At 71.3% G+C, this 13091-nt stretch carries 13 protein-coding genes; 11 read left to right on the top strand and 2 right to left on the bottom strand.

Features of this window, described 5'->3' with window-relative positions:
* The first annotated feature begins 110 nt into the window (after positions 1 to 110).
* Positions 111 to 1001: a TrmH family RNA methyltransferase gene (locus ACEZDG_RS02215; protein WP_380501600.1), complete on the top strand. Its 891-nt coding sequence runs from the start codon at positions 111 to 113 to the stop codon at positions 999 to 1001.
* Between the two features lie 7 nt (positions 1002 to 1008).
* Here the strand turns inward: ACEZDG_RS02215 and ACEZDG_RS02210 are convergent, their stop codons facing one another.
* The gene (locus ACEZDG_RS02210) at positions 1009 to 2460 is read right to left on the bottom strand and encodes a cellulose binding domain-containing protein (protein ID WP_380501598.1); all 1452 of its coding nucleotides are present in this window, start codon (positions 2458 to 2460) and stop codon (positions 1009 to 1011) included.
* 495 nt (positions 2461 to 2955) lie between these two features.
* On the opposite strand from ACEZDG_RS02210, the gene ACEZDG_RS02205 reads away from it, so the two are divergent.
* The 10 genes from ACEZDG_RS02205 (at position 2956) to ACEZDG_RS02160 (ending at position 12600) form a co-directional block, all read left to right on the top strand.
* Positions 2956 to 4269, top strand: a complete 1314-nt coding sequence (locus tag ACEZDG_RS02205) for an extracellular solute-binding protein (protein ID WP_380501596.1) — start codon at positions 2956 to 2958, stop codon at positions 4267 to 4269.
* A 2-nt stretch (positions 4270 to 4271) separates the two neighbouring features.
* Positions 4272 to 5297, top strand: a complete 1026-nt coding sequence (locus tag ACEZDG_RS02200; protein ID WP_380501594.1) for a carbohydrate ABC transporter permease — start codon at positions 4272 to 4274, stop codon at positions 5295 to 5297.
* Complete coding sequence (locus ACEZDG_RS02195) at positions 5294 to 6133, top strand: carbohydrate ABC transporter permease (protein ID WP_380501592.1); 840 nt, start codon at positions 5294 to 5296, stop codon at positions 6131 to 6133. Before ACEZDG_RS02200 ends, ACEZDG_RS02195 begins: the two co-directional genes overlap by 4 nt.
* A gap of 70 nt (positions 6134 to 6203) precedes the next feature.
* Positions 6204 to 7766: a beta-N-acetylhexosaminidase gene (locus ACEZDG_RS02190; RefSeq protein WP_380501590.1), complete on the top strand. Its 1563-nt coding sequence runs from the start codon at positions 6204 to 6206 to the stop codon at positions 7764 to 7766.
* Positions 7763 to 8530, top strand: coding sequence for a GntR family transcriptional regulator (locus ACEZDG_RS02185; protein ID WP_380501588.1), 768 nt, complete (start codon positions 7763 to 7765; stop codon positions 8528 to 8530). The genes ACEZDG_RS02190 and ACEZDG_RS02185 overlap by 4 nt, the downstream gene beginning before the upstream one ends.
* A gap of 41 nt (positions 8531 to 8571) precedes the next feature.
* The gene (locus ACEZDG_RS02180; protein ID WP_380501586.1) at positions 8572 to 8991 is read left to right on the top strand and encodes an SCO4402 family protein; all 420 of its coding nucleotides are present in this window, start codon (positions 8572 to 8574) and stop codon (positions 8989 to 8991) included.
* A 41-nt stretch (positions 8992 to 9032) separates the two neighbouring features.
* Positions 9033 to 9719: a GNAT family N-acetyltransferase gene (locus tag ACEZDG_RS02175; RefSeq protein ID WP_380501584.1), complete on the top strand. Its 687-nt coding sequence runs from the start codon at positions 9033 to 9035 to the stop codon at positions 9717 to 9719.
* Positions 9720 to 9721: 2 nt separating this feature from the next.
* Positions 9722 to 10579 carry an alpha/beta fold hydrolase gene (locus tag ACEZDG_RS02170; protein WP_380501582.1) on the top strand — a complete coding sequence of 286 codons (858 nt, stop codon included), beginning with the start codon at positions 9722 to 9724 and terminating at the stop codon, positions 10577 to 10579.
* Positions 10580 to 10593: 14 nt separating this feature from the next.
* Positions 10594 to 11085: a nucleotidyltransferase domain-containing protein gene (locus ACEZDG_RS02165; RefSeq protein WP_380502222.1), complete on the top strand. Its 492-nt coding sequence runs from the start codon at positions 10594 to 10596 to the stop codon at positions 11083 to 11085.
* Positions 11086 to 11184: 99 nt separating this feature from the next.
* Positions 11185 to 12600 (top strand): NADP-dependent succinic semialdehyde dehydrogenase, encoded by a 1416-nt coding sequence (locus ACEZDG_RS02160; protein WP_380501580.1) that lies wholly within the window; start codon positions 11185 to 11187, stop codon positions 12598 to 12600.
* Positions 12601 to 12611: 11 nt separating this feature from the next.
* Here the strand turns inward: ACEZDG_RS02160 and ACEZDG_RS02155 are convergent, their stop codons facing one another.
* Positions 12612 to 13082: a DUF5709 domain-containing protein gene (locus ACEZDG_RS02155; RefSeq protein ID WP_380501578.1), complete on the bottom strand. Its 471-nt coding sequence runs from the start codon at positions 13080 to 13082 to the stop codon at positions 12612 to 12614.
* Positions 13083 to 13091: the final 9 nt, after the last annotated feature.

The raw sequence follows: 13091 nt of genomic DNA, 5'->3' as shown, positions 1-13091 counted from the left end.
GACGTTCCAGCACCGACCGTATGCCTGAGGAATCACCATGTCGACCGGGCCGCGGTCCGGAGCGGCGGTCCCGGCGGGGTAGCGTGGGCGGGGAGCGCCGGGAGGGTGTGTTGGGCGGAGTGCAGCGGGTGACGGCGCGGAACGCGCGGTTCCAGCAGTGGCAGGCGCTGCTGACGAACCGTAACAAGCGGTCGCGGGCACGGGAGTTCCTGGTGCAGGGGGTCCGGCCGATCACGCTGGCGCTGGAGCACGGCTGGCCGGTGCGGGTGCTGTTGTACGACGCGGAGCGGTCGCTGTCGCACTGGGCGGGCCAGTTACTGCGGGACAGCACCGGCGTCGAGCGGCTGGCGATGGCGCCCGAACTGCTGGCCGAGCTGGGTGAGAAGAACGAGACGCCGCCGGAACTGGTCGCGGTGGTGGGGATCCCGGCGGACGACCTGGACCGGATCACGGTCGGGGACGGCTTCCTCGGGGTGCTGTTCGACCGGCCGACCAGCCCCGGCAACATCGGGTCGATCATCCGCTCGGCCGACGCCTTCGGCGCGGACGGGCTGATCGTGACCGGCCACGCGGCCGACGTCTACGACCCCAAGTCGGTGCGGGCGAGCACGGGTTCGCTGTTCGCCCTGCCCGCCGTGCGGGTGCCGTCCCAGCGGGAGGTGGAGGTCTGGCTGGACCGGGAGCGGGCGGCGGGCCGTCCGGTCACCGTGGTCGGCACCGATGAGCACGGGGAGACCGCGCTCTACGACTTCGACTTCACCGGCGGGCCGGTGCTGCTGCTGATCGGCAATGAGACCACCGGGCTCAGCTCCGGCTGGCGCGAGCGCTGCGACCGCACGCTGAGCATCCCGATGTCCGGCAGCGCGAGTTCGCTGAACGCGGCCAACGCCGCCACCGCCGTGCTGTACGAGGCGGCGCGGCAACGGGCTTTGCAGGCAAGGGAGTCGGGACGGGTGGTGCTGCCCGGCCAGGCCGGTCAGGCTACCGGGCCGCACCACTGACGGAGGGTCAGTTCGGGACGGTGTCGGTGAAGTGGGTGCCGGCCGCGTAGTAGCCGTTGACCACGCTGGTCACGGCTGCCGGGGTGAGCGTGTTGGTGCTGTAGTAGACCCAGTTGACCTTCTCGTCCCAGGTGCGGGCGCCGTTGAAGGGCAGGTCGATGAACCACTCGTTGAAGTCGATGGTCATCTTCTCCCGCGGGTAGTACTTGCCGCTGCTGGAGAAGACCTGGGTGCCGTCGATGTAGTAGGTGACCGTCCCGCCGGAGACCGTCTCGACCAGGGTGTGCCAGCCCTGGAGGCTGCCGATGGTGTCGTTGGTGACCCGGTCGAAGGCGTCGGAGCTGTACCAGCTGGTGGTGTACATCGAGTTGGCCGGGCCGCCCCAGCCGCCGTTGGGCAGGTACTCGAAGTCGTCCTCGCTGTAGAGGGAGTCGTCCGGGGTGATGGTGTAGAAGGTCTCGTTGACGTGGTCGCCGTTCTGGCCGGTGGTCGGGGCGTCGTTGAAGTAGACCCGGGCGGCGTAGGTGCCCTCGAAGAACTTCCTGCCGGTGGTGTCGATCTCGGCCTGCTTGGTGCCGGCGCTGGTGCCGTCCGTGCTGGCGGTGAGGTCCATGACCTTGCCGCCCTGCGCGGTGGAGTCGCTGGGGAAGCTGAAGGTGCTGGCGGACCAGGTGTCCGCGACGCCCGGGCCGCCCGCGCCGGTGCGGATGGCCCAGCCGTGCGCGGCGATGTTCGGGTCGCTGGCGCCGGTGTAGTGGAAGTCGTCGAACAGCGCGGCGCCGGACGGTGGCGGCGAGGTGGGCGGGGGCGAGGTCGGGGGAGTGGTCGTGGGCGGAGCGGTGGTCGGGGGCGTGGTGGTCGGCGGGGCGGTCGGGTTGCCGCCCGGGGCGGTGCCGGAGACGATCGCGCCGTCGACCGAGACGGTCACCGCGGTGTTCGGGCCGTAGCTGGTCTGCCCGGCCTTGAACGAGTAGTCGTCGGCCTGGTTCACCGACTGCCAGTCCTGCCGCCACAGCCGGAGTTGCAGGTCCTGGGTGGAGGCGCCGGGGGCGAGCGTCCCCGCGCCGGAGCCGAAGTCGACCTCGAGGTAGTGGTCCGCGGTCGCGGTCGGGCTGGCCAGGGCGACCACGTGGCCGGTGACGTTGGAGCAGCCCACCACCGCCCAGGCGCAGGAGAACTGGTACGGCGAGCTGCCGTCCGCGGTGAAGTAGTAGCGGATCGCCACCCGGGACAGCGCCAGCGGTGAACTGCCGGTGTTGCTGACGGTGAACCAGGGCTCGGTCTCGTCGGCCGTGGCTCCACCGGTCGTGGTCTTGTACTGCAGCGCGACGGTCGGTGCCGCCGCCTGGGCGGTGCCGATCAGGCCGGCCGTGGTGAGGCCGCCGGCGACCAGACCGAGGGCGGCGATCAGGGCGGCCCTGCGGCGGGTGGGGCGCGCTGGGCGTTGCGAGGCATGCATGGGGGATCTCCTAGCCGTGACATTGGGGGCGTGGAGCAGCGGGTCGTGGAGCAGAGGGCAGCGGGCAGCGGCAGCTACGGTCCGTGAGCGTGGGGAGGTGGACCCGGCGGTGCCGGTGACCTGCTGCGTCGGGCACCGGACGCGGCTCCCAGCCTCCAGGGGGCTGGGCGACCGCGCCCGGCGCGATCGGATCGACGTGGCCTGCGGGACGCCGGTGGCACCCGGATTCGGTTGGTCAACTCCGAGAGAGCTAACCACCGGTTAAGTCTCAGGCCGGTCGGGGTCCAAGATGAGGCTCCGCCCGATTCTTGTCAAGGACTCAGTTACCGCAGGCCAGTTGGCAATGTTTACAACAATCGCACGGTTCGTCGGCGATCCGCTGATCCTGCATCAGGAGCCATTGACATGACCAAAGGTAAGGTGCCAGCATCTGGCCACACCACAGCGGGCCGGTTCGATCCGACCGTGCACCCCGCCCTGTCGAGGAGGAACGCCATGCACAGACGTACCTGGACCGCAGTCGCCGTAGGACTGGCACTGGCCTGCACTGTCACTGCCTGTAGCAGTGGCGGGGGCAGCGCGACCAAGGCCGGATCGGCCGGCACGGCCGGCTCCGCCAAGGCGAGGACGCTGACGGTCTGGTACATGGACGGGGACCTCTCCGACAAGGCCGTGGCCGCGATCAACGCGGCGTTCACCAAGGCCACCGGGGCGCAGGTGAAGGTCCAGATCCAGGAGTGGGACAACATCAACACCAAGCTGACCACCGCACTGGCCGGGGACAACCCGCCGGACGTGCTGGAGATCGGCAACACCGACGTCCCGATGTTCGCGGCCGGCGGCGGGCTCACCGACATCACCAGCCAGGTCCCGGACATGTCGGCGGGACAGACCTGGCTGCCCGGCCTGATCGGCCCGGCCACCGTCGACTCCAAGGTCTACGCCGCACCGCTGTTCGCCGGGAACCGGGCGGTGGTCTACAACAAGACCATCTGGGCCAAGGCCGGGGTCACCGCGCCGCCCACCAGTTTCGCCGAGTTCACCGCCGACCTGGACAAGGTCAAGGCGGCCAACCACGCCGCCGACTTCTCGGCGATCAACATGCCGGGCAAGTACTGGTACAGCGCGCTGCCCTTCGTCTGGGACGCCGGCGGCCAGATCGCCGTCAACAGCGGCGGCAAGTGGACCGGCGCACTGGATTCGCCCGCCGCGCAGCAGGGCCTGCAGGCCTGGAAGACCTTCCAGAACACCTACTCGGCCGCGTCCTCGCGCGACGTCAACGACCGTACCCCGGACCAGAACGCGCTGTTCGCCTCGGGCAAGACCTCGGCGATCGTGGTCACCTCGATCAACACCGCGGTCAAGGACAACCCGGCGATCAAGGACCAGATCGGCACCTTCCCGTTCCCCAGCACCACCCCCGGCAAGACCCAGCCGGTCTTCCTCGGCGGCTCCGACCTGGCCGTCGCGGCCAAGAGCAAGAACCAGGACCTGGGCCTCGCCTACCTCAAGGCCGCCACCAGCACCGCCGTGCAGACCAGCGCCATCGTCGGCATCGACGGCTGGACCCCGGCCTCCACCCAGTTGCTGGACCAGACCGTGTCCAGCCTGCCGCCGACCTCGCAGGCCTTCTTCACCGCCGCCAAGAACAGCGTGGCCACCCCGGCCACCCCGGGCTGGGGCACCATCGAGGCCGACGACTCGATCAACAGCTTCCTGGCCGACATCGCCACCGGGCGCAAGTCCCCGGCCGCCGCCGCCAAGGCCTTCGACGCGCACCTCGACCAGGCGCTCAACGCCACCCAGTGACCATGGCGACCGACACAGGGCTCGAACCCGAGCTGAACCCGGAACCCGCACCGACGCCGACGTCGACGTCGATGCCCACGTCGGCTCAAGCGCCGACCCCGGCGTCGACGTCCGGACGCCCACGAGTCCCGCGCCGGCCTGGCCGCTCCGCGCTGCCGTACGCCCTGCTGGCGCCGGCCGGGCTGATCCTGGCCCTGGTGATCGGCTATCCGCTGGTGCGGCTGGTGATCATCTCGCTGCAGGACTACGGCCTGCGCGCCCTGTTCACCGGCACCACCCCGTGGATCGGCCTGGCCAACTACCGGGCGGTCTGGAACGACGACCAACTGGTCCCGGTCCTGGTCCGCACGGTGGGGTTCTGCGCGGCCCTGGTGGTCGGGACGCTGGTCATCGGGATGCTCACGGCCCTGATGATGCGCGCCCTCGGACCCGGGCTGCGCACCGCCGTCACCCTGTCGCTGATCGCGGCCTGGGCGGTGCCCAACGTCGCGGCGACGCTGGTCTGGGAGTGGCTGTTCCAGCCCACCTACGGGGTGGTCAACTGGCTGCTCACCGAGGCCCGGGTGTTCGGCGACTTCCAGCAGCACAACTGGCTCTCCCAGTCGCTCTCGGCCTTCGGCGTGGTCTGGACCCTGGTGGTGTGGCAGTCGGTGCCGTTCGTGGCACTGACCCTCTACGCCGGGCTGACCCAGATCCCGGACGAGTACTACGAGGCGGCGGAACTGGACGGGGCCGGCTACTGGAGCCGGTTCCGGGTGATCACCGTGCCGTTCCTGCGGCCGATCCTGCTGCTGGTCGGGATCATGTCGGTGATCTGGGACTTCAACGTCTTCAACCAGATCTGGATCATGACCAAGGGAGGACCGGTCAACGGCACCACCACGCTGGGCATCTGGTCCTTCACCAAGGCGTTCGCCGGCCAGTCGTACGGGCAGGGCGCGGCCATCGCCGTGGTCTCGGTCCTGCTGCTGCTCAGCCTGACCGTCTACTACGTGCGCCGTCTGGTGCGGTCGGGAGAAGAACTGTGACGAGCCGTCAGACCACCGGAGCCAGGCGCGGACTGCTCAACATCGGCGCGGTGCTGTTCTGCGCGGTGTGGGCCTTCCCGGTCTACTGGATGCTCAACACCGCGTTCAAGCCGCAGGGCGACATCCTCAGCTCCACCCCGCACTTCCTGCCCTTCCCGTTCACCCTGGGCAACTTCTTCACCGCCGTGCGGCGCCCGCACTTCGGCACCGACCTGCTCAACAGCGCCCTGGTCACCTGCAGCGTGGTGGTGGTCGCCATCGGCCTGGCCTTCCTGGCGGCGACCGCGCTGACCCGGTTCCGCTTCCTGGGACGGCGCGGGTTCCTGATCATCGTGCTCGCGGTGCAGATGGTGCCGCAACCGGCCCTGGTCATCCCGCTGTTCCTCGGTCTGAAGAGCCTGCACATGCTCAACACCCTGATCGGCCTGTCGCTCACCTACACCGCGTTCGTACTGCCGCTGACGATCTGGGTGCTGCGCGGGTTCCTGCAGGGCGTCCCGGTCGAACTGGAGGAGGCGGCGATGGTGGACGGGGCCGGCAGGCTCACCGTCATCCGCCGGATCCTGCTGCCGCTGGTGATGCCGGGGGTGGTGGCGACCAGCGTGTTCGCCTTCATCACCGCCTGGAACGACTACACCTACGCCTACGTGATGATGGACGACCAGGCCAAGTACACGCTCCCGGTCTGGCTCGCCTCCTTCAGCACCGCCGTCGGCACCGACTACGGCGGGCTGATCGCCGCCACCAGCCTGTTCGCGATCCCGGTGATCGTGTTCTTCATGCTGGTGCAGCGCCGGCTGGTCGCCGGAATGACCGCGGGGGCCGTCAAGGGCTGATCCGTCCCGTGTCACCCGCGTTGAACGCCACCCCACCGTTGAACCGTGTCCCCGCCCCGGAAAGGCCACAGTGATCATCCCCCGCCCCGCCGCCGTCGAGCGGCACGCCGGCCGCTTCACCCTCGACCAGGGGGTGCGGCTGTCGGTCGGCCCCGGCGCCGAACGACCAGCCGCGCTGCTCAGGGAGTACTTCGGCGTCCAGAACGAGACCGGAGACGACACCGGAGGCGACACCGCAGGCGTGGACACGACGGCGCCGACGTCGACGATCCGGCTGGCCCTGGTCCCGAACCAGGCCGGCGGCCCGGAGCAGTACACCCTCACCGTCCGCCCCGAATCGGTGACCCTCACCGCGCCGACCGCGGCCGGACTGTTCCATGGAGTGCAGACACTCCGCCAGCTGCTGGAGGACGAACACCACTGGCCCGCACTCACTCTGACGGACCATCCGCTGCTGCCCTGGCGCGGCTTCATGCTCGACGTCTGCCGGCACTTCATGCCGCTGCCGTACCTGCGCCAGCTGGTCGACCGGATCGCCTTCCACAAACTCAACGTGCTGCACCTGCATCTGACGGATGATCAGGGCTGGCGGATGGAGATCGAAGGACACCCCCGGCTCACCGAGGTCGGCGCCTGGCGCACCGAGTCGATGGTCGGACCCGCCGGCAGCACCCGCTACGACGGTGTCCCGCACGGGGGTTACTACACCCAGCGCGAACTGCGCGACCTGGTCGAGTACGCCGCCGACCGGGGCGTCACCGTGGTCCCCGAGATCGAGATGCCGGGGCATGTCCGCGCCCTGCTGGCCGCCTACCCGGAGTTGGGCAACCATCCGGAGCACCCGCAGCCGGTGTGGACCGGGTGGGGCGTCAGCGAGGACATCCTCGGCGTCAGCGACGCGGCCCTCGACCTCTGCCGGGAGGTGCTGGACCAGGTGCGACAGGTGTTCCCTTCCGAGTACATCCACATCGGGGGGGAGGAGTGCCCGACCGTGCAGTGGGAGCGGAGCCCCGCCGCGCAGGACCGGGCAAGGGAGTTGGGGCTGGCCGAACCGGCCGAGCTGCGCAGTTGGTTCCTCAAGGAGATGCGGGACTTCCTCGCCACCCGGGGCCGGCGCAGCATCTGCTGGGACGAGAGCGGCCACGCGGTCGGCTCACTGCCGCGGGACATCACCGTGCTGCCGTGGCGCGACGCCGCCCACGGCGCGGAGGCGGTGCAGCGCGGACACCGGGTGATCATGGCCCCGCACCGTTTCACCTACCTGGACTACCAGCAGCACGACCACCCCGAGGAACCGCCGGGGCAGCCGGGCTACCGGGTCACCCTGGCCGACATCCACGCCTTCGACCCGCTCGACGGCGGCCTGCCGGTCTCCGACGGCGACAGCCCCGGAGTGCTGGGCGCGCAGGCGCAGTTGTGGACCGAGTTCGCGCCGACCCCGGCGCATGTCGACTACCTGCTGTTCCCCCGGCTCTGCGCGTTCGCCGAGGTGGCCTGGAGCGGGAACGGCGACTACACCGAGTTCCTGGGACGGCTGCAGCCGCACTACGCACGGCTGCGGGCGCTCGGCATCCGTCCCGCGGCGGTGGAGTGGACCGAGCGCCCCGAACTCGCTGGGAGAATGCAGCGGTGACCACCACCGACACCACCGATCCCGCCGACACTGCTGATGCCTCGCGACGTCCCACCGCCAAGCGGGACCGGGTCCGGCAGCACCTGCTCGACGTCATCGAGAACGCGGGACCCGGCACCGGCCTCGCCTCCGAACGGGACCTCGCCGAGGAGTTGGGGGTGTCCCGGCCCACCATCCGCGCCGCCATCGACGAACTGATCGGCAGCGGCCACCTGGTGCGCCAGTGGGGGCGCGGTACCTTCACCAGCCCGGAGAAGGTCACCCAGGAACTGAGCGACGGCCCCTCCGCCGCCTTCGCCGTCCCCCCGGCGGAGGGCGCGTGGACCAGCCGCGTGGTCGAGTTCCGTACCGCCGAGGCCGGACTGCGGGCGGCACGGCTGCTGATCGAACCGGACGAACCGGTGCTCCGGGTGGTCCGGCTGCGGCTGGTGGACGACGAGCCGATGTCGATCGAACGGCTGGAGCTCCCGGCGTTGCTGGTACCGGACCTGACCAGGGACGACATGGAGGACGGCAACTTCTACCGACTGCTGCGCGAGCGCTTCGAGATCGTCGTCTGCGACGCCGTGCAGACCCTGGAACCCGCGGTCGCCAACCCGGACCAGGCCGACCTGCTGGACATCCCGGTCTACGCCCCGATCCTCCAGGTCGAACGCACCACCAGGGACACCACCGGCCGCACCGTCGAATTCGCCCACGCCGTCTACCGCGGCGACCGCTACCGCATCACCTCCCACCTCCGCTTCGACACCACCTCGGGCTAGCGGAACTGTCCGGCCGACCTCCGGATAGGTAGTCTCGGCCCGTGATCGATCACGGGACAGCCCTGCCCCACTACCGCCTCCATATCGTGCCCGCGGTCGTGGCGTTGGCCAGCCCGACCTGGCAGCGCGAGGTGTGGTTGGATCCAGGGCGGTTCGAGGATCTCGACCACACCGTGCACGTGCTCTTCGACGACTTCTGCGATGCGGACAATCCGCTGCCCTGGCTGGGACAGTCCCTTCGCACCGAGGAGGAGGTCGAGCTGATGGCGCGTCTTGGTGCTGCGTACGGCGCTGTCCAGGACGCGGTCGGTGCCGACGCCCGTGACGAGGTCTACCTGGACGCGCCGGGCTGGTCCGCCGTGGTCGCCGCGGCAGCGCGGCTGGCCCAGGTACTGGTGTCCAATGACCAGAGGGCCCTGAGCAAGCTGCATGACGCCGGCCATCGTTGGCCGCCGCAGTAATGGAGCCGAGGCACACGCGGCCGTCGTGGTCTAATCGGCGGATGGTGATCGAGGAGGAGTTGGTTCGGCGTTGGCAGCGTGGCTGGAGCGCGGCGCGCGGGCTGGCTGCGGCGGACGAGGTCGAGGGCGGGCTGCGGATCAGGTGTGAGCAGCCCAGTCGGGAGGTCGAGGTGCTCGCGCTGCACGCGGACCAGGATCCCGGCTCCGTGGCCGGGCTGGCCGAGGATGTCGCGGCGGATCCGCTGTACAGCTGGCTGACCGTGCCGACCCACCACCCCGACCGGGTCGCCGCCACCGTCGAGGCGGCGGGCCTCCAGGTGCTGCTGCGGTCGGAGTCACTGATGCTCAGCGACCTTGCTCAGCACCCGAGTTGCCCGCTCGCCGCGCCCTACCGGAGCGAGCTGCGGCAGGACGGGCCGGTGCTCACGGTGACGCTGCACCACCCCGACTCGTCCGAGCCGGCCGCCCGCGGCACCGTCGCGGTGGTCGGCGCCGACGCGATCGCCGACCGGATCGAGACCGTGCCCGCCCACCGCCGCCGCGGCCTTGGCCGGGCGCTGATGAGCCTGCTGGTCGAGGCGGCCAGGACCGCAGGGGCGGAAACCGGCCTGCTGATCGCCAGCACCGAGGGCCGGCAGCTCTACACCTCCCTCGGCTGGCAGCACTACGCCGACGTGGTGGTCTCGCACGCGCCGGAGAAGCGCCCCGGCGGCGTCCGGGAGGGCTGACCATGGCGACGGTCCTGGTCGGGGACGCGGAGTTCGGCTACGACGAGGCGGGCAGCGGTCCCGCCGTGCTGCTGGTGCACGCCGGGCTGGCCGACCGGCGGATGTGGGACCACCAGTTCCGGGCCCTGTCCGCGGACCACCGGGTGATCCGCTACGACTGGCGCGGCTACGGCGGGTCCGCCGACGCCCGCGGCGAGGTCGCCCGGCACGAGGACCTGCTGGCGCTGATGGACGCGCTCGCCGTGGACCGGGCGGCGCTGGTCGGCTGCTCCTACGGCGGCGCGCACGCCCTGGACGCCGCGCTGGTCGCGCCCGACCGGGTGCGTGCGCTGGCCCTGGTCTGCTCCGGGCTGTCCGGCTACACCTGGTCCCCGGAGACGGTGGAGCTGATGCGGCGAGGCGTCCGGGCGGCGGTCCCGGCCGAGCGGCTGCGGGCCTATGCCGACCGTACGGCCGAGCGGGTGGATCCGGCCGACGTGGCGGCGGTCGCCGAAGCCAATGTCCGGCTGATGGTGGTCGGCCCGGACCGGGATCCGGCCGAACTGGACCCCGGCGTCCTGGAGCGGGCCCGGACCATGTGCCGCGGGGTGTTCGCCCGGGAGTGGAACGGCCCGGCCTTCACCGAGCGCGAGCCGCAGCGGCCGGCCCTGGGACGGCTGGCCGAGATCGGGGCGTCGACCCTGGTGGTCAACGGGCTGGCCGACCTGCCGGCGATCCAGGAGATCGCCGGAATCCTGGCCGGGGGCATCGCCGGCGCCCGCCGGATCGACCTCCCGGCGACCGGCCACCTGCCCCCGCTGGAGCGGCCGGAGCAGGTCACCGCGGCACTGGCGGACTTCCTGCGAGGACTCCCGCGATGACCGACGAAGGACTGATGACCGAGGAAGGGGTGCTGTCCGTCCTGGCCCTGCTGCGGGAGGCCGGGACGGAGGTCTGGGTCGGCGGGGGCTGGGGCATCGACGCCCTGCTGGGGCGGCAGACCCGTCCGCACCGCGACCTCGACCTGATGCACCGCCGGGAGCAGGAGCCGAGCGTGCTCGCGGCCCTCGCGGCGGCCGGGTTCACCGAGACGCTCGACTGGCGCCCGGTGCGTTTTGTGCTCACCCGTGCCGACGGCCGCGAGATCGACCTGCACCCGCTGGTCTTCGCCCCGGACGGCTCCGCGGAGCAGTCCTCGCTGGAGCCGGGCAAGCCGTTCCACTACCCGGCGCGCTGCTTCGTCACCGGGACGATCGCCGGCACGGCCGTGCCCTGCCTGTCGGCCGAGCAGCAGGTCTACTTCCACCAGGGCTACGAGCCGACCGAGCGGGACCGCCAGGACATGGCACGGCTGCGCGCGGCCTTCGGCGTGCAGACCCACTTCTGAGCCCTCCTTCTGGTATCAGGGCTCACGCGCGGGGCAGGGATCAGATGCACGAATCCGGACGAATGGATCGTGTCTGAGCCCTGAGAGGAGCGCGCCGCTATGCCCATCGCCAGCGTCAACCCCGCCACGGGGGAGACCCTCGAAACCTTTGAACCGCTGGACGCGGACGGCGTCGAGACCCGCGTGGCCCGTGCCGCGACCGCCTTCGCCGCCTACCGGACCACCGGTTTCGCCGAGCGCGCGGCGCTGCTCCGCGCCGCCGCCGACCTGCTGGAGGCCGAGCGCGACGACACGGCGCGGACCATGACCCTGGAGATGGGCAAGCCGGTCGGTCAGGCCGCCGCCGAGGTCGACAAGTGCGTCAAGACCATGCGCTGGTTCGCCGAGCGCGGGGCGGCGCTGCTCGCCGACGAGCGGATCGACACCGCCGACACCGCCGACGCCGGGGCGGAGGCCGCCGTGGCCCGCTACCGCCCGCTCGGCCCGGTACTGGCCGTGATGCCGTGGAACTTCCCGCTCTGGCAGGTGGTCCGCTTCGCCGCGCCCGCGCTGATGGCGGGCAATACCGCGCTGCTCAAGCACGCGTCCAACGTCCCGCGCACGGCGCTGCTGCTGGAACGGCTGTTCGCCCGCGCCGGATACCCGCAGGGCTGCTTCCAGACGCTGCTGGTGGCCTCGGACGCGATCGAGGCCGTGATCCGCGACCCCCGGGTGGTCGCGGTGACCCTCACCGGCAGCGAGGCGGCCGGACGCTCGGTGGCCGCGATCGCCGCCGACGAGGTCAAGAAGAGCGTGCTGGAGCTGGGCGGCAGCGATCCCTTCCTGGTGCTGCCCTCGGCGGACGTGGCCAGGGCGGCCAAGGTCGCGGTCACCGCCAGGGTGCAGAACAACGGCCAGTCCTGCATCGCGGCCAAGCGCTTCATCGTGCACGAGCAGGTCTACGAGGCCTTCGCGGCGGCGTTCGTGGAGGGGATGGCCGCGCTGCGGGTCGGCGACCCGCTGCGGCAGGGCACCGACGTGGGCCCGCTGTCCACCGAGAGCGGACGGGCCGACCTGGAGGAACTGGTCGACGACGCGCTGCGGCGCGGGGCCAAGGCCCAGTGCGGCGGACAGCGCCCGGCCGGGCTCGACGCCGGGTGGTACTACGAGCCGACGGTGCTCACCGGGATCACCCCGGAGATGCGGATCCACCGCGAGGAGTGCTTCGGCCCGGTCGCCACGCTCTACCGGGTCGCGAGCCTGGCCGAGGCGGTGCAGCTGGCCAATGGCACCCCGTTCGGCCTCAGCTCCAGCGCCTGGACCACCGACCGGGCCGAGCAGCTGGTGCTGGAGCGGGACCTGGAGGCCGGCGGCGTCTTCTTCAACGGCATGACCGCCTCGCACCCGGCGCTGCCCTTCGGCGGCGTCAAGCGCTCCGGCTTCGGCCGCGAGCTGTCCGGCCACGGCATCCGTGAGTTCTGCAACGTCACCACGCTCTGGTACGGACCGGGCTCGCACCTGCACAGCGAGGGCTGACCAGCCCCGGCCTAGCTCTCCGGGTCGTCGACGAGGTGCATGGCGGCTTCCTCCGCGGAGGCGGCGGAGCCGTCGATGCCCACGTCCGAGCCGATCATCCCGTCGTGCTCGTCGTGGGCGCCCTCGCCGGGGGCGACCAGGCGGCCGGAGCGGTGGCCGCCGACCTCGCCGTCGCGCAGCTCGCCGTCGGTGTCCGAGGTGTCGCCGAGGCCGTCGTCGTCCTCGTCCGCGTCGAAGGAGTCGTCCGGGACCTCCTCGGCCAGGCGCTGGTCCAGGCTCTCGCCGCGGTGCTGCTCGTCCGCGGTGATGCCGTAGTGCTCCACGCCGAGCGGCCGCTCCGGGGGCGAGTAGCCCTCGTCCAGGGCCTCGTCCACGCCGCGGTCGAGCAGGGTGTCCTCCGGGTCGAGGACCCCGGAGTCGTCGACCGTGTCCTCGCCGGGATCGGGCTGGTAGACGTCGTCACCCATGGTCTCGTCGCTCATGGCCATTTC

Source organism: Streptacidiphilus alkalitolerans (assembly GCF_042511045.1).
In the GTDB taxonomy this organism is placed as follows: domain Bacteria; phylum Actinomycetota; class Actinomycetes; order Streptomycetales; family Streptomycetaceae; genus Streptacidiphilus; species Streptacidiphilus alkalitolerans.
This window is presented reverse-complemented; position numbering and strand designations above follow the sequence as displayed.

Excerpts from the sequence above, each read along its gene's own strand:
- ACEZDG_RS02210 (WP_380501598.1), bottom strand. The coding sequence starts at position 2,460 with ATGCATGCCTCGCAACGCCCAGCGCGCCCCACCCGCCGCAGGGCCGCC.
- ACEZDG_RS02205 (WP_380501596.1), top strand. The coding sequence starts at position 2,956 with ATGCACAGACGTACCTGGACCGCAGTCGCCGTAGGACTGGCACTGGCC.
- ACEZDG_RS02200 (WP_380501594.1), top strand. The coding sequence starts at position 4,272 with ATGGCGACCGACACAGGGCTCGAACCCGAGCTGAACCCGGAACCCGCA.
- ACEZDG_RS02175 (WP_380501584.1), top strand. The coding sequence starts at position 9,033 with ATGGTGATCGAGGAGGAGTTGGTTCGGCGTTGGCAGCGTGGCTGGAGC.
- ACEZDG_RS02170 (WP_380501582.1), top strand. The coding sequence starts at position 9,722 with ATGGCGACGGTCCTGGTCGGGGACGCGGAGTTCGGCTACGACGAGGCG.
- ACEZDG_RS02165 (WP_380502222.1), top strand. The coding sequence starts at position 10,594 with ATGACCGAGGAAGGGGTGCTGTCCGTCCTGGCCCTGCTGCGGGAGGCC.
- ACEZDG_RS02160 (WP_380501580.1), top strand. The coding sequence starts at position 11,185 with ATGCCCATCGCCAGCGTCAACCCCGCCACGGGGGAGACCCTCGAAACC.
- ACEZDG_RS02155 (WP_380501578.1), bottom strand. The coding sequence starts at position 13,082 with ATGAGCGACGAGACCATGGGTGACGACGTCTACCAGCCCGATCCCGGC.